We start from the raw sequence: 14,673 nt of genomic DNA on the forward strand, positions 1-14,673 counted from the left end.
GCGCGGCGCTCCCGCGGAGGGGTCGCATCCACCGCCTTCACCGCAGCTCCTCTCAGCGTCTCTCACGGAACCCCCTCCGGCGCCGGCTCGGCGGCGGGGCGGTGCCCGGACGCCGGAGGAGCGGCCCCGCTTCCAGCCGCGCACCGAGGTCCATCTGCGCACGTTCATCGACAGGAAACGCTTTCTTCTGGTGCTCGCGGCGCTGCTCGCCCTGCCCGGGTGCAAGCGCGAGGGCGAGGCGAGCGCCGGCGCCCGGCTCGCCCTGGACGCCGCGATCCCGGCCGAGTTCCCGCGGGAGACGCGGCTCAGCATCGGTGATCCGACCGTGCAGAAGCAACTCCAGCTCTCGGGCGACATCGACCGGCTGCCGTTCCGCGTCGACTGGCAGAACATCAGCGGTGGACCGCAGACGGTCGAGGCGTTTCGCGCCGGCGCCCTCGACGCGGGCGCGGTCGGCGACACGCCGCCCATCCACGCCACCTTCACCGGGCTCGACGTGAAGATCATCACGGTGCAGGTCCGGGAAAAGCCCATCTACGAGCTGGCCACGGCGCCGGGCGTGCGGCTCGCGTCGGTCCAGGATCTCCGCGGCAAGAAGATCGCGTATTCGCCGGGGCAGGCGCAGGGCGCGCTCGTCCAGCGCGTCCTCAAGAAGGCCGGGCTGTCGCCGCAGGACGTCACGCTCGTCCAGCTGAGCAGCAGCGAGTTCAAGGAGGCGCTCACCAGCCGCCAGGTCGACGTCGCGCCGCTGTCCGGCATCATCCTCCTGCGCTACCTGAACGAGTACCGCGCCGAGGGCGCCTCGTCGATCCCGCACGGGGTCCGCGACAACCTCAGCTTCTTCTACGTGCGCAGGGCCGTGCTGGAGAACGCCGACAAGGCGGCCGCGCTGGCCGAGTACGCCAAGTGGCGGACCCGGGCGCAGCTGTGGGCGTACGAGCACCCGGAGGCGTGGATCGAGGCCTATTACGTCAAGGATCAGGGCCTGACGGCCAGGGAAGGGCGCTTCCTCATCGAGTCCGCCGGCAAACCGCACTATCCGGCCGACTGGACCGAGGCGATCGCGCTGACCCAGGAGACCGTCGATCTGCTCGCCGAGGCCTCTGGCCAGAAGCGCTTCGAGGCCAGGACGATCTTCGACCTTCGCTTCCAGACGATCGGGGCGGAGGTGGCCGGCGCCGCCCAGGGCGCCGGACCGACGGACCGGCCGGCGACGGCCGGGAGGAGCACGCCATGACCACCGCACTGCCCACGAGGGCCTCATCGCCGCGCCTCGTCAGCATCCCGGATCTCACCGCGACGGCCGAGATCTCCTCGCCGCAGCTCGGCGCGAGCGCGCCGCCGGCCCGCGGCCCGTCCGCCGTCCGCCGCTCGCCGCGCCGGCTCGGCCCTGGCCGCCGCATCCCGTACGGCCTGGCGCTCGGCCCGGCGCTGCTGATCGCCGTCTGGGCCGCCGCGTCGGCGACCGGCGCGCTCGACGCGCGCGTGCTCTCCGCGCCGTGGACCGTGGTGATCACGGCGCGCGACCTGATCGCCGACGGGCGGCTCCTGTCGAACCTCCTCACGTCGGCGCAGCGCGCGTTCCTGGGGCTCGTCCTCGGGGTCGGCCTCGGTACGGTCCTGGCGTTGCTCTCCGGGCTGACCCGCGTCGGCGAGGCGCTCGTGGACGGGCCGGTGCAGATCAAGCGCGCGATACCGACGCTCGCGCTGATTCCGCTGCTGATCCTGTGGTTCGGCATCGGCGAGCAGATGAAGGTGCTCACCATCGCCCTCGGCGTGGTCATCCCGGTCTACGTGCACACCCACGCCGCGCTGCGCACCATCGACGCGCGCTACGTGGAGCTGGCCGAGACGGTCCGCCTGACGCGGTGGCAGTTCATCCGGAAGGTGGCCTTGCCGGGGGCGATGCCGGGCTTCCTCATGGGCCTCCGGCTGGCGGTCACCGGCGCGTGGCTGGCGCTCGTCGTGGTCGAGCAGATCAACGCCACGAGCGGCATCGGTCACATGATGTCGCTGGCCCGCTCCTACGGCCAGACGGAGATCATCCTCCTCGGGCTCGTCGTGTATGGGCTGTTCGGCCTGGCTTCCGACTCGGCCGTGCGGCTCATCGAGAGAAGGACCCTGTCATGGCGTCGCATCCTGGCCGGCTGACCGCGCCGCCGCCCACGGTGCGGATCCGCGACTTGGTTCGCCGCTTTGGCGCCCGCACGGTCCTCGACGGCATCGATCTCGAGATCCAGCGGGGCGAGTTCGTCGCGCTGCTCGGCCGGAGCGGCTCCGGCAAGAGCACGCTGCTGCGGGCGATCGCCGAGCTCGATGTGGAGGTGACCGGCTCGGGCGAGCTGCACGTGCCGGAGAATCGAGCGGTCGTGTTCCAGGACACGCGGCTCTTGCCGTGGGCGCGGGTGCTCGACAACGTGATCCTGGGGCTCGACGCGCCGTCGGCGCGGGCGCGCGGGGAGGCGGCGCTCGCGGAGGTCGGGCTCGCGGGGCGGGAGCGCGCGTGGCCTGTCGAGCTGTCCGGCGGCGAGCAGCAGCGGGTGGCGCTGGCGCGGTCGCTGGTGCGCGACCCGGAGCTCGTGCTGGCCGACGAGCCGTTCGGCGCGCTCGACGCCCTGACCCGGATGCGCATGCACGATCTGCTGCGCGAGCTGTGCGCGCGGCACCGGCCGGCCGTGCTGCTGGTCACCCACGACGTCGACGAGGCGATCGCGCTCGCCGACCGGGTGCTGGTGCTCGAAGGCGGCCGCATCGCCGAGGAGCAGCGCATCGATCTGCCGGCCCCGCGCCCGCTCCGCGATCCCCGCTTCCTCGCCTACCGCGAGTCGCTGCTGGCCGCGCTTGGTGTGGCGCCGGCCGCGGCCTCGACCGAAGACACCGATTCGAGCTCTGAACTGGAAGGGAGTGCCCCGTGACCCATCGGCCCGGACGACTGCATCTCAACGCGTTTCTCATGAGCGTAGGCCACCACGAGGCCTCGTGGCGCTTGCCGGAGAGCGATCCGTTCGCGAACACGAACATCGAGCATTTCAAGAACCTGGCCCGCATCGCGGAGCGGGGGAAGCTCGACTCGCTGTTCCTCGCCGACAGCCCGGTCCTCTGGAACAACGTCGGCCGCAGGCCGGCCGGGACGCTCGAGCCGACGGTGCTGCTCGCGGCGCTCGCGGGCGTGACCGAGCACGTCGGGCTGATCGCCACCGCCTCGACCACGTACAACGAGCCGTTCAACCTGGCCCGGAGGTTCGCGTCGCTGGATCACATCAGCGGGGGGCGCGCCGGGTGGAACATCGTTACGACCGCGGGCGTGGATGCGGCGCGCAACTTCAATCTGGACGAGCTGCCGGCGCACAGCGACCGGTATGCCCGGGCGGCGGAGTTCATCGATGTGTCGTTGAAGCTGTGGGACAGCTGGGACGACGACGCGCCGCTCGGCGACAAGGAGAACGGCGTCTGGGGCGACGACCGGAAGATCCATCCGCCGCGGCACGTGGGCAAGTACTTCAAGGTCGAGGGGGCGCTCAACGTGCCGCGGCCGCCGCAGGGGTATCCGTTGCTGGTGCAGGCCGGATCGTCGGAGGACGGGAAGGAGCTGGCGGCGCGGTACGCCGAGGCGGTGTTCACGGCGCAGCAGACGCTGGACGACGCGCAGCAGTTCTATACCGATCTGAAGGCGCGCGTGCGGGGGTTGGGGCGCGATCCGGAGTCGATCAAGATCTTGCCGGGGATCGTGCCGGTGATCGGGGCCACCGAGGCGGAGGCGCAGGCGCTCGACGCGGAGCTCGAGCGGCTCATCAAGCCGGAGTATGCGAAGCGGCAGCTCGCGCAGACGCTGCGCGTGAAGCCGGAGGAGCTCGATCTGGACGCCGAGCTGCCGAGGGATCTGCCGAGCGAGGATCAGATCGAGGGGGCCAAGAGCCGCTACACGCTGATCGTGAGCCTGGCGCGGCGGGAGCGGCTGACGGTGCGCCAGCTCATCGGCCGGCTGGGCGGCGGCCGGGGGCATCGGACGTTTGCCGGCACGCCGGAGCAGGTGGCGGACGCGATCCAGCACTGGTGGGAGCAGGGGGCTGCCGACGGGTTCAATGTGATGCCGCCGGTGCTGCCGTCGGGGCTCGCGGCGTTCGTGGAGCACGTGGTGCCGATCCTGCAGCGACGCGGGCTGTTCAGGACGGAGTACGAGGGCAGGACGCTGCGCGAGAACTACGGGCTGCCGCGGCCGGCGAACCGCAACCACGGTCAGGAGCTGGTCGAGGCGGCGGAGTGAGCTGAATTACGGTTGGCCGCAACCTGGGTTGGCGGGCGGAACGTCAACCCCAGCCGGGCGGGCGGAACCTCCGCCGGACCTCAACCTCGGTCGGGCGGCGGAACCTACGCCGGACCTCAACCTCGGTCGGGCGGCGGAACCTCCGGAACCTCAACCCCGGTCGGGCGCCGGAACCTCAACCTCGGTCGGGCCGGGGGCCTCAACCCCGGTCGGGCGCCGGAACCTCAACCCCGGTCGGGCGCCGGAACCTCAACCCCGGTCGGGCGCCGGAACCTCAACCTCGGTCGGGCCGGGGACCTCAACCCCGGTCGGGCGCCGGAACCTCAACCTCGGTCGGGCCGGGGGCCTCAACCCCGGTCGGGCCGGAACCTCAACCCCGGTCGGCGATCGGACTCGCAACCCCGGTCGGGTGAGCAGCAGCCGGCGAGCCGCTCAAACGAGCCATAAGTAAATTAAAATACAAAATGCCCCAATCCCGAGCGGGTCAGCGCAACCTGGGTCGGAAGAATGCGGCATCCCGGGAGCTCAACCCCGGTCGGGTATGCCCCGTTAGATCAGCCACAACTGCACGATTTTATTATCAAATCCGGAGGAGTCGAGCGCCGGTTCATGTAGCCTGCCTCCGACATGCGCATTCTTTTTGCTACATGGTTTGCTGTCACCCTGTCCGCCTTGGCGGCTGCCGCGTGTGGAGACGACGACGGCAGCGGCCGGCCGTCCGAGGGCAGTAGCGGTGATGGCGGTGCAGCTGGCGCGGGCGGTGGCACCGGCAGCGCGGGCGCTCAGGGGGAGGGCGGCACCGGCGGCACCGGCGACACCACCGGCGGCACCGGCGACGGCACCGGCGGCCCCACCGGCCCCACCGCCCCCACCGCCCCCACCACCTCGCGCGACCTCCTCGATCAGCTCCACGCCCTCGACGGCCTCACCGCCGTCGAGCACGACTCGACCCTCCCGGGCTACCGCTACTTCGTCCTGGAGCTCGACCAGCCCGCCGACCACGACCACCCCGACGCCGCGCGCTTCCAGCAGCGCCTCCTCCTGCACCACCGCGATCCCGCCGCCCCCGTCGTCCTCGTCACCGAGGGTTACAACCTCTACCCCGACGCGCAGTGGCTCGACGAGCCCGCCGAGCTGCTCGCCGCCAACCAGCTCCGCGTCGAGCACCGCTTCTTCACCCCCTCTCGCCCCGCGCCCGCGGACTGGTCGCTGCTCACCATCGAGCAGGCCGCCGCCGACCTCCACCGCGTCATCGCGTCGCTCCGCCCGCTCTACGAGGGCCGCTGGATCTCCACCGGCGCCAGCAAAAGCGGCATGACCGCGATCTATCATCGCCGCTTCTACCCCGCCGACGTCGACGGCACCGTCGCCTACGTGGCCCCGCACAGCGCCGGCGTCTCCGACCCGCGCTACCTCGACTTCGTGGCAGAGCGCGGCGACCCCGCATGCCGGCAGGCCCTCCAGCGCTTCCAGCGCGAGGTGCTGCTGCGCCGCCCCGCCATGCTCGACCTCATGGAAACCGAGGCCGCCGAGCTCGGCGTCACCTATGACCTCCTCGGCATCGACAGGGCCCTGGACATCGCCGTCATCGAGTCCGTCTTCTCCCTCTGGCAATACAAGGACTCGAGCTTCTGCGCCCGCGTCCCCACCGCCGCCTCCGACGACGCCGCCGTCTGGGCCTTCCTCGACGAGGCGAACGCCCCCCGCCTCTGGTCCGACCCCTACCTCTTCGCCATGGAGCCGTACTACTGGCAAGCCGCAGCGGAGCTGGGCTATCCGAGCTTCGCGGAGGAGCACATCGCCGATCTGCTCCTCTACCCCGGCGCGAACGTGCCCACCTCGTTCGTCGAGGCCGGGCCCGGCAAGACCCCGCTCTTCGATCCCAGGGCGATGCAGGACATCTCCGCCTGGCTCACCACCGAGGGCGAACGGCTGCTGTTCATCTACGGCGAGAACGATCCGTACACCGCCGCCGCCTTCGACATCGGCGCCGCCCGCGACTCCCACCGTTTCATCGCGCCTGGCGGCACCCACGGCGCCGTCATCCTCTCGCTCGCGCCGGCCGACCAAGCGCTCGCCCTCGGCGCGCTCGAATCCTGGACGGGCGTCGCGCCGACCCACCGCGACCCGTCGGCGCTGCGGCCCCTGCTCCGAGGCCGTCGCTGGATGACGCGCGACTAGAGAGCGCCGCGTCGCCCAACGACAAGACCTCTCCCATCGCTCCTCCCACGGCGTCACCCACGCGCCGCCGACGCCGCCGCGCACCGCGCCGCGTAGGCGGCGGGCGTGAACCCGACCTGCGCCTTGAAATCGCGGATCAAGTGCGCCTGATCGTGATACCCGAGCTCGCTCGCGAGCGCCGCCCACGCCACCGACGCCCCCGACGCCACGCGCTCCGCGGCCTCCTGGACCCGGGATCGCCGGATGATCCACTTGGGCCCGACCCCGATGTACCGCTCGAACGCGCGGTGCAGCGTGCGGACCGAGACCCCCGCGATCCGCGCGAGATCCTCGGCGCGGTGGACGTCGCGATCCCTCTGCGCGCGCGCGGCGAGCGTCATGGCCTCGTCGAGCCCCGGATCCGAAGGACCCCTGTGCACCCGGAGGAGCGCCTCGATCGCCCGGACCCCGAGGAGGTCGTCCGGTTGATCGAGCACCTCGCGCTCCAGCGCGTTCGCCGCGTCGCCGAACGCCTCCGCGAGCGGGACGGCCCGATCGACCAGCCGGCGCATCGGACAGCGCGCGAACGGGAAGAAGCCCCCCGGCTTGAACTTCGTGGCCACGACGCGCCCCGTCCCCTCGAGCCGGGAGACCTCGCGCCGCGTCCCGAGCCCGTTCACGATCGACCCGTTCACCTGGATCGCCAGGTTGACGCAGGGGTGCGGCAGGATCTCCTGCTCGAACGGCGCGGGGAGCGTCCACCGGACGACCCAGTGCCAGTCGACGAGCGCGGCCAGATCGGGCGCGGGCGCGTGGCGGCGCAGCTCGAAGCGCCTGAACCCCGCCGCGGGGTTCAAGATGCCGAGGGTGCGGCCTCCGGGGGGGATGCTCGAGCTCATCGCGTGGCGCTCTTTTACAATACGGGGCCCATCCCGGGCAGTAGGGTCCGGCCCGGAGGCACGACATGGCTGATTCGACCACGCCCACGCGGGGAAACCTCGTCTTCTACCATTCACCGCACACGCGCGCGTCAGGCGCGCGCATCCTCCTCGACGAGCTCGGCGCGCCGCACGAGCTGCGCGTCCTCAACATGAAGGCCGGCGAACAGCGCAAGGCGCCCTACCTCGCGGTGAACCCGCTCGGGAAGGTCCCCGCCATCGTGCACGACGGCGCGCTCGTCACCGAGCAGGTCGCCATCTTCATCTACCTCGCCGACCTCTTCCCGGAAGCGGGCCTTGCCCCGGCCCCCCGCGATCCGCAGCGAGGCCCCTACCTCCGCTGGCTCGTCTACTACGGGTCTTGCTTCGAGCCGGCCATGACCGATCGCGCGATGAAGCGCGAGCCCGCGCCGCCGGCCATATCGCCTTACGGCGACTTCGACACGATGTTCGGCACGCTCGTGGAGGCGCTCCGACAGGGCCCCTACCTGCTCGGCGAGCGGTTCTCCGCGGCCGACATCCTCTGGGGTGGGGCGCTCCGGTGGATGACGCAGTTCAAGCTCATCCCCGAGCTGCCGGAGATCGCCGCCTACGTCGCCCGGATCTGCAGCCGGCCGTCGTTCGCGCGGGTCACGTCCGACGACGCGCAGCTCGCCGCGGCGCACGAGGCGGCGGTCGCGGCGGCGGCGCAAGCGAGCTGACCCGCCGGCGCGCCGGCGGTCGGCGACGGCGCGCCGGCGCGCCGTCGCACAGCGCGCGAGCGAGCCTCGCCGCCCAGCTCGTCCGCGTCGGGACGAGCGGGAGCAACGCGGCGCTGGGCGCGATCCGGTCCCCACATCGGCATTGCCCGCCCCTTGCCTTCGTGATGAGCTGGGCGGCATGGTCGCTTCGAAGCTTGTTGCGGTCCTCTCCACATGCACCCTCGCGCTGGCGGCCTCCGTGACCGGAGGCTGCACCGCTTCAGACGCCGCGGAGCCCGACGCGGACGACTGTTCGACGCCGGGACAGAACCAGTTCCTCTTCGACCTGATGCGGGACGCCTACCTCTGGTACGACCGCGTGCCGGACCTCGATCCCCGGTCCTACCCCTCGCCCGAGGCGCTGCTCCGGGATCTCGTCGACCCGTCGCGGGACCGGTGGAGCTACATCTCGAGCAAGAGCGATTACGAGGCTTATTTCCGGGAGGGGCAGACCCTCGGGCTCGGCTACCGGTGGAGCTTCGACCCGCAGGGCAGCCTCCGGCTCGCGCTGGTCCACCCCGCCTCGCCCGCCGGAGCGGCCGGCCTGCGGCGCGGCGACAGGGTGCTGGCGATCAACGGGATCGACGTCGAGCAGGTGGCGAACGAAAACCTCTGGTCGGAGGTGACGGGCCCCGACGAGGAAGGACACGAGATCTCGCTGACGATCGAGCGCGCGGGCAAGGAGGTCTTCACCGTCGCCGTCCGGAAGGCGGTGCACGGCGTCACCACGGTGATGAGCCCGCGGATCCTGCAGGCGGGATCCGCGACGGTGGGTTACCTCATGCTCACCACGTTCATCGAGCCCACCGCGAAGGAGCTCGACGACGCCTTCGCGATGTTCCGGGCCAACCACATCGACGAGCTCGTCCTCGATCTGCGCTACAACGGCGGCGGGCGCCTCGCCGTCGAGCGGCACCTCGCGAGCCTGATCCACCGGCCCGCGGACAAAGGCGCGCTGCTCGACATCACCGCGCACAACGACAGGCACGTCACGTGGGACAAGCGGGCTTCGTTCGAGGACCTCGACCAGCCGGCGCTCTCCCTGTCCCGGCTGGTCGTCATCGCCACCGGCGGCACGGCCTCCGCGAGCGAGACGCTGATCAACAGCCTGCGCGCGTACATCGACGTCAAGATCGTCGGCTCGACGACGCACGGCAAGCCCGTCGGTATGCACGGGTGGGACTACTGCGACAAGATCGTTCACCCGATCTCGTTCCGGGTGCTCAACGCGAAGCAAGAGGGCGACTTCTACGACGGCTTCGCCCCCGACTGCCCCGTCACCGACACGCTCGAGGCGGAGCTCGGCGACGAGGACGAGGCGTGCCTCGCAGAGGCCCTCCACCTGCTGCAGCACGCCGCTTGCTCCACCCCGGCGCAGCCGGCCGAGGCAAGCGAACGGCGCGCCGCCCCGCCGCCGGAGATCCCCTGGGACGGCTTCCGGCGCGAGGTCGGCGCGCTCTGAGGCGATCTCGCCCTCACCGGATTCCCGCGCCCTCACCAGAATTCCCGCGCGTCGACCCAGGGCCCGTACGGCTGCCCCAGCCGGCGCCGCCCGCCCACGCAAAAGACGGCAGCGACCGGCTTGACACGCTGCGCGGCTTGGCGGACATTCCTCCGCCATAGCGGACATTTGGCCCGCGGCCAGGAGGGACTGTCATGAGCCTGCAACTCGGAAGCATCGCGCCCGACTTCGAGCAAGCGTCCACGCACGGGACCATCCGGTTCCACGAGTGGGCCGGGAATTCGTGGGTGATCCTGTTCTCGCACCCGAAGGACTTCACCCCGGTCTGCACGACCGAGCTCGGCGCGGTCGCCAACCTCAAGGCGGAGTTCGACAAGCGCGGCGTCAAGCCCATCGCCCTGAGCGTCGACGACGTCGACTCGCACAAGCGCTGGTCCGTCGATATCGAGGAGACGCAGCGCACGAAGCTGAACTACCCGATCCTCGCCGACGTGGACCGGAAGGTGTCCTCCCTGTACGGGATGATCCACCCGCAGGCGAACGACACGCTCACGGTCCGGTCGGTGTTCGTCATCGATCCGAACAAGAAGATCCGCGCGACGTTCACCTATCCCGCGAGCACCGGGCGCAACTTCGACGAGATCCTGCGCCTCATCGACTCGCTGCAGCTCACGGACAGCCACTCCGTGGCGACGCCCGCGAATTGGAAGGACGGCGATGACGTGGTGATCGTCCCCTCGCTCCAGGATCCCGAGGTCCTCAAGCAGAAGTTCCCCAAGGGCTACAACGCCGTTCGCCCGTACCTGCGCCTCACCCCGCAGCCGAACCGCTGAGGCGGCGCGGCGCGGCGAGCGCTAAGGACTGCATGCGATCCGCGACGCGGCCCCTCGCGGCGCTCGCCGTGACGCTCGCGGCGTGCTCGCGCGCGCCGGCGCGCGACACGCTCGGGGCGGCCGGCGACGCCCCGAAGCCGGCGGCGCCGGCCGCCGGCCGCGGATGGCGGCTCGTGCACCACGAGACCTTCGACGCCCCCTTCCAGGAGCCGGCGGCGTGGACCGAGGACCCGTACGGCGACGCGAGCCCCTACCACGTCGACGTCTTCGACGACGACGGCGCGTTCTTCGCCGCGCGCGGCGGCGAGGCGTTCCGCGAGGGCCTGCGGCGGTTCCGCTCGTTCCGGAAGTCCTTCACGTACGGCGAGGGAGGGTGGCTCACGGTCGAGCTGTACGGCCGCGACAGCGACCGCGACGGCGTGCCCGAGACGGGCGGCCGCTTCGAGGCGGCCTCCGGCAAGGCCAGGCTCGTCTCGACCCGCCATTACGACGGCGCGATCCTCCGCTCGACCGCGCCCCTGCCGGCGCGGTACCGCGTCGAGGTGACGGTCTCCAACATCGACTTCGGCGGCCAGCGCGAGGGCAGCTGGACGCACGGCGGCAAGATCAACGGCTACGACGGGGACGAGGTGGCCGACCCGTGGCGGTTCACCGATCGGAGCGCGAAGCCGCTCTCCGCCACCTTCGGAAACGGCGTTTACTTTCTCTGCATCACCGATTACGCGCGGCCGGCGCCTCACAACAACGTCTTCATCCATCATCACCGGAAGGTCGTGATGGACACCGACAGCAACTTCGGCGACGACGGCCCCTGGTCGGAGGTCTGGAACCCGGTGACCGGCCGGGCCGAGCCGGACGGCTCGCGGTACGTGAGCATGATCTGGCTCCGCGGCGACGCGTTCGGGAGCCCCTGGACCGGCAACGGGTTCACGTCGTACACGGCCGGCGGGTGGAAAGACGGCCCCGTCTTCGTGGACAAGTACCTCGACAAAGAGACCTACGTGTTCACCGTCGAGCGCGACGGTGAGGGGTATGCGATGTCCGCGGCGGGCAGGTTCCACCACGGCGGCCTCACGACGTACGCGGCGCGGCGGGGGTTTCGCGAGCCGCCGGTGACGTGGCATTTCAACCAGCGCCCCGACGAGCTCGCGGGCCAGGTCCATAACGAGACAGTCGACTTCGGCGAGCCGTTCGAGACCTGGCCGGCGGGGTCGGCGTACCCGGATCACTTCTTCTTCGGCGACCCGCACATCAACTATTACGAGGGCACCGCCGAGTTCGACGACGTGAAGCTGTACCTGCCGGACGAGGGGTAGCCCTCGTCCCGGCCAAGGCGCCGGCGGGGCGCGCCTCGGTGGAGCCCCGCCCGCCGACGCCGGGTCGGTCGCGCGCGGGACGAGCCGTCGCGGGAGCAAGTTCTCGACGGCACCGCCGTGCGATCACGGTGATAACTCGGCCACGCCTCGTTGAATGAATCACCGCCGGCGTGCACCAGAGGCGGATGAACGAGACACATGCGATTCAGCGCCGTGGCCGCGGTCGCGCTGATCTGCGCGCCTGCGACGCTGCGTAACGGGCGAGGTCTGGGCGCCAGGTCCTCCCTGGGGAGTCGTGTCGCTGATGCGGCCTGTGTCCGTCGAAGTGGCTTCTGTTGCTGATGTGCCCTGACTGGCCGGTACGCCCGGCCAGAGAACCCGAATTCTCGACAACTGAGGAGAAAACGCGGTGCAGACGAAACTTCGGCGCTCTTTCTCTGGCCTCGCCAAGGGAAGGAAGCTCCAGCTCGGACCTCTCGAAGATCAGCGCTCGCTGGTGCTGGGGAACCTGAGCCACCCTGCCTGGCAGGCCAGCGCTCCCACCATGGCATTCCGTGTCAAGCCGCTGTCGGGCGCTGACGCCGACAACCTCCGTTCTCTCGTCCACGTCAACTATGACGAGACGGGCCCTGCTGGGAGCTACAGAGAACGGCCCTTCGCCTGTCCGGACGGTGTGACAGCCATCGTCATCGAGCTGGAGGACGTGCAGCTCGCCGGGGGCGACTCGAGCACGGAACCCTTTCTGTTGCAGGTCCTGGACGCCTCCGGGATCACGCAAGTCTCCTCTCAGAGCTTCACGCCTGGCTCCGCTGCCGCGCTCGTCGCCACCAGCCCGATCGCGCTCACGGCCGGGGCGGAGTACCGCGTTCGGCTGGTGTGCAACGCCGCCGGCCAATCGTCTTTCTTGTGCGGCAGGCTGCGCGTCAGGCCCGTATCAGCCACCGCTGAATTCTGGTTGAAGCCGTTCACTCGCCTGGACGCAGATCCGACCGTGCTCCACGGGAACATGGGCCCGGCGTACCCGACGGTCGCGACGTACGCGAAAGATCCTCGCTTCGCCAGCCACACCCAGCTTGCGTACCTGGAGCTCAGCACGACGGCGGCCGAGATCTACGCGCAGTACTGCAACACCATCGCGCTCGTCTCCGGCAATCGAGGTCAGCCGAGCGTCTTCATCGACCAGCGGCCGCTGGACCCGCCGCTCCAGCCTGCCGGCAACACCACGAGCTACGTCCGTGCGGCCCTCCCGAGCCAGCCGCTCGGCCGGAAGAACGTGCGCGTCTTCTCGGGGCCGCAGATGTCGCCGGTCTACCCGAACATGACGGAGCACCACGGCAACCACCTCTGTGCGGTGTACGTCCCGAGCGGCGACGACACCGAGGTCGTCCCTGTCCCTGCGCGTAGGCCGGTCGTTCCGTACGGCGACTCGAAGATCGCCGGGTTCTGGAGCCTCAGCACCGGCAGGGACTCCATCACGTTCCTGCTCCGCGAGAGGGGCATCCCTGTCGTCTCCTTCGCCGCAGGAGGGTGGACGCTGCACGCCGAGACAGGCTCGACGCTCTCTGTCGACGCTTGCCTGCCGCTGGCCAGGAAGCTCGTCGAGTGTCTCCCGTCGAAGATCATCCTGGAGATGGGCCGGAACGACTTCAGCAGCGTCAAGTTCGCTCCGAGCGACCTCATCGCCCAGCTCAACAATCTGCTCCTGGCCATCCACCAGGTGGCTCCGTGGATCCCTGTAGAGCTGCTGAGCTGGACGCGGGAGGTCACGGAGAGCGACAGAGCGGGCGTCTCCTGGGCTGCCATGCGGGCGAGCTTCCTCGGCCTCGCGACCGGCAAGCCCTGGGTCAGCGTCCTCGACGCCGCGAGGTATTGGACCCAGGCGGAGGCCGGGTCGTTCACGTCCGATGCGGTGCATCCGAACGATCGCGGACAGGAGCTGATCAGCTCGGCGATCGCGGGAGATGAGTTTCCTTGGACGCCCAAGAGGCTCGGCTCACTGTTCGCGTACTACAGCGCGGAAGGCCGGCTCGGCGGGAGCAGCCTCATCGGGGCCGTCACCGCTTCTGGCACGTCACCCCCGTCGATCACCGTGTCCGGTACGGCCCTGATGGCCTGCCGCGTGCGCGTCGAGGTCAACACCGGCGGGACGCCCGGCGGGGCGATGAAGATCAGCTACTCGTTCAACGCGGGTCGGCAGCGGATCCGGCAGAACGTGGCCGTGCCCGCGAACGGCGTCGTCGAGCTGGCGCCCCTCGGCGTCTCCGTCACGTTCTCTTCTGCGACCTACAACAACCTGCATGCGTACGAGTTCAACACCTGCGTCGCCCAGTGGTACGATTTGAGCGGCAACGGAAACCACATGGTGGTCCCCGCCGGAAACAACGCGTATTCTCCTGAGTTCAACCCCTCCTCGTCGGCGTTCGGGAGGAGGCCGGCTCTGGCGTTCACGCCGACGCGGCGGCTCCGGCTGACGGGGATCAGCCTCGCAGCGCCCTATACCCTCTTCCTCGTCGGCAGGTGCGCGAGCCAGGCCAGCGTCCGTGCGTTCTTCGGTAGGACCGAGGTGGGCTCAGGGCTCCTCTTTTACGCGAACACGGCCACGTCCGTCGCCATCAACGACGAGGCCAGCCAGATCAACGCGAACGTGAACGCGACGCTGCCGCACTGTTACATCCTCGAAGTGAACGGGGCCTCGCCGAAGATCATCGTGGACGGCGTGTCCCTCCCGTTGACCCCGAACAGCACGTTGAGCAACAAGACCCTCACGGCGTTGTCCATCGGATCCGACGCTGTCGAGGGATGGGGTCTGGACTCGGACGTGATGGAGGCCGGCGTCTGTAGCGGCGTCCTGTCCCAGGACGAGATCGACGCGATCGTCGCGAGAGCACGCCACAGGTATCGGCTCCCGTGAGCGCCCGCGGCGAGCGGGGGCGGAGCGTCCTGCTCGCCGGTGACGGAGG

At 70.3% G+C, this 14,673-nt stretch carries 12 protein-coding genes; 10 read left to right on the forward strand and 2 right to left on the reverse strand.

Features of this window, described 5'->3' with window-relative positions:
- Window positions 1-190 precede the first annotated feature (190 nt).
- The 5 genes from WMF26_RS01680 to WMF26_RS01700 all read left to right on the forward strand — a co-directional run bounded on the left by WMF26_RS01680 (window position 191) and on the right by WMF26_RS01700 (window position 6,445).
- Window positions 191-1,237 (forward strand): ABC transporter substrate-binding protein, encoded by a 1,047-nt coding sequence (locus WMF26_RS01680; RefSeq protein ID WP_437998876.1) that lies wholly within the window; start codon window positions 191-193, stop codon window positions 1,235-1,237.
- Window positions 1,234-2,151, forward strand: coding sequence for an ABC transporter permease subunit (locus WMF26_RS01685; RefSeq protein WP_437998877.1), 918 nt, complete (start codon window positions 1,234-1,236; stop codon window positions 2,149-2,151). Before WMF26_RS01680 ends, WMF26_RS01685 begins: the two co-directional genes overlap by 4 nt.
- Window positions 2,127-2,915, forward strand: a complete 789-nt coding sequence (locus tag WMF26_RS01690; RefSeq protein ID WP_437998878.1) for an ABC transporter ATP-binding protein — start codon at window positions 2,127-2,129, stop codon at window positions 2,913-2,915. The genes WMF26_RS01685 and WMF26_RS01690 overlap by 25 nt, the downstream gene beginning before the upstream one ends.
- On the forward strand, window positions 2,912-4,264 hold the full coding sequence (locus WMF26_RS01695; protein WP_437998879.1) for an LLM class flavin-dependent oxidoreductase: 1,353 nt from the start codon (window positions 2,912-2,914) through the stop codon (window positions 4,262-4,264). Before WMF26_RS01690 ends, WMF26_RS01695 begins: the two co-directional genes overlap by 4 nt.
- 627 nt (window positions 4,265-4,891) lie before the next feature.
- Window positions 4,892-6,445, forward strand: a complete 1,554-nt coding sequence (locus WMF26_RS01700; protein ID WP_437998880.1) for a S28 family serine protease — start codon at window positions 4,892-4,894, stop codon at window positions 6,443-6,445.
- 53 nt (window positions 6,446-6,498) lie between these two features.
- Here the strand turns inward: WMF26_RS01700 and WMF26_RS01705 are convergent, their stop codons facing one another.
- Entirely contained in the window at window positions 6,499-7,323 is an 825-nt protein-coding gene (locus tag WMF26_RS01705; protein WP_437998881.1) for a DUF6597 domain-containing transcriptional factor, read from the reverse strand.
- A gap of 65 nt (window positions 7,324-7,388) precedes the next feature.
- On the opposite strand from WMF26_RS01705, the gene WMF26_RS01710 reads away from it, so the two are divergent.
- The 4 genes from WMF26_RS01710 to WMF26_RS01725 all read left to right on the forward strand — a co-directional run bounded on the left by WMF26_RS01710 (window position 7,389) and on the right by WMF26_RS01725 (window position 11,713).
- Entirely contained in the window at window positions 7,389-8,063 is a 675-nt protein-coding gene (locus WMF26_RS01710; RefSeq protein WP_437998882.1) for a glutathione S-transferase family protein, read from the forward strand.
- 178 nt (window positions 8,064-8,241) lie between these two features.
- A complete protein-coding gene (locus tag WMF26_RS01715; protein ID WP_437998883.1) occupies window positions 8,242-9,564 on the forward strand; it encodes a S41 family peptidase in 1,323 nt (440 codons plus the stop codon).
- A gap of 194 nt (window positions 9,565-9,758) precedes the next feature.
- Complete coding sequence (locus tag WMF26_RS01720; protein WP_061626120.1) at window positions 9,759-10,397, forward strand: peroxiredoxin; 639 nt, start codon at window positions 9,759-9,761, stop codon at window positions 10,395-10,397.
- Between the two features lie 32 nt (window positions 10,398-10,429).
- Window positions 10,430-11,713, forward strand: coding sequence for a hypothetical protein (locus WMF26_RS01725; RefSeq protein WP_437998884.1), 1,284 nt, complete (start codon window positions 10,430-10,432; stop codon window positions 11,711-11,713).
- Between the two features lie 786 nt (window positions 11,714-12,499).
- Here the strand turns inward: WMF26_RS01725 and WMF26_RS01730 are convergent.
- Window positions 12,500-12,682 (reverse strand): hypothetical protein, encoded by a 183-nt coding sequence (locus WMF26_RS01730; RefSeq protein ID WP_437998885.1) that lies wholly within the window; start codon window positions 12,680-12,682, stop codon window positions 12,500-12,502.
- On the opposite strand from WMF26_RS01730, the gene WMF26_RS01735 reads away from it, so the two are divergent.
- Window positions 12,669-14,624 carry an SGNH/GDSL hydrolase family protein gene (locus tag WMF26_RS01735; protein ID WP_437998886.1) on the forward strand — a complete coding sequence of 652 codons (1,956 nt, stop codon included), beginning with the start codon at window positions 12,669-12,671 and terminating at the stop codon, window positions 14,622-14,624. The two genes, WMF26_RS01730 and WMF26_RS01735, sit on opposite strands and share 14 nt — an antisense overlap.
- Window positions 14,625-14,673: the final 49 nt, after the last annotated feature.

The sequence above is a fragment of the Sorangium sp. So ce185 genome (assembly GCF_051526825.1).
GTDB lineage: Bacteria > Myxococcota_A > Polyangia > Polyangiales > Polyangiaceae > Sorangium > Sorangium cellulosum_D.

Bases quoted from the DNA above. Each gene is read 5' to 3' on its own strand.
- WMF26_RS01705 (WP_437998881.1), bottom strand. From the start codon at position 7,323: ATGAGCTCGAGCATCCCCCCCGGAGGCCGCACCCTCGGCATCTTGAAC.
- WMF26_RS01685 (WP_437998877.1), top strand. From the start codon at position 1,234: ATGACCACCGCACTGCCCACGAGGGCCTCATCGCCGCGCCTCGTCAGC.
- WMF26_RS01690 (WP_437998878.1), top strand. From the start codon at position 2,127: ATGGCGTCGCATCCTGGCCGGCTGACCGCGCCGCCGCCCACGGTGCGG.
- WMF26_RS01715 (WP_437998883.1), top strand. From the start codon at position 8,242: ATGGTCGCTTCGAAGCTTGTTGCGGTCCTCTCCACATGCACCCTCGCG.
- WMF26_RS01720 (WP_061626120.1), top strand. From the start codon at position 9,759: ATGAGCCTGCAACTCGGAAGCATCGCGCCCGACTTCGAGCAAGCGTCC.
- WMF26_RS01700 (WP_437998880.1), top strand. From the start codon at position 4,892: ATGCGCATTCTTTTTGCTACATGGTTTGCTGTCACCCTGTCCGCCTTG.
- WMF26_RS01725 (WP_437998884.1), top strand. From the start codon at position 10,430: ATGCGATCCGCGACGCGGCCCCTCGCGGCGCTCGCCGTGACGCTCGCG.
- WMF26_RS01710 (WP_437998882.1), top strand. From the start codon at position 7,389: ATGGCTGATTCGACCACGCCCACGCGGGGAAACCTCGTCTTCTACCAT.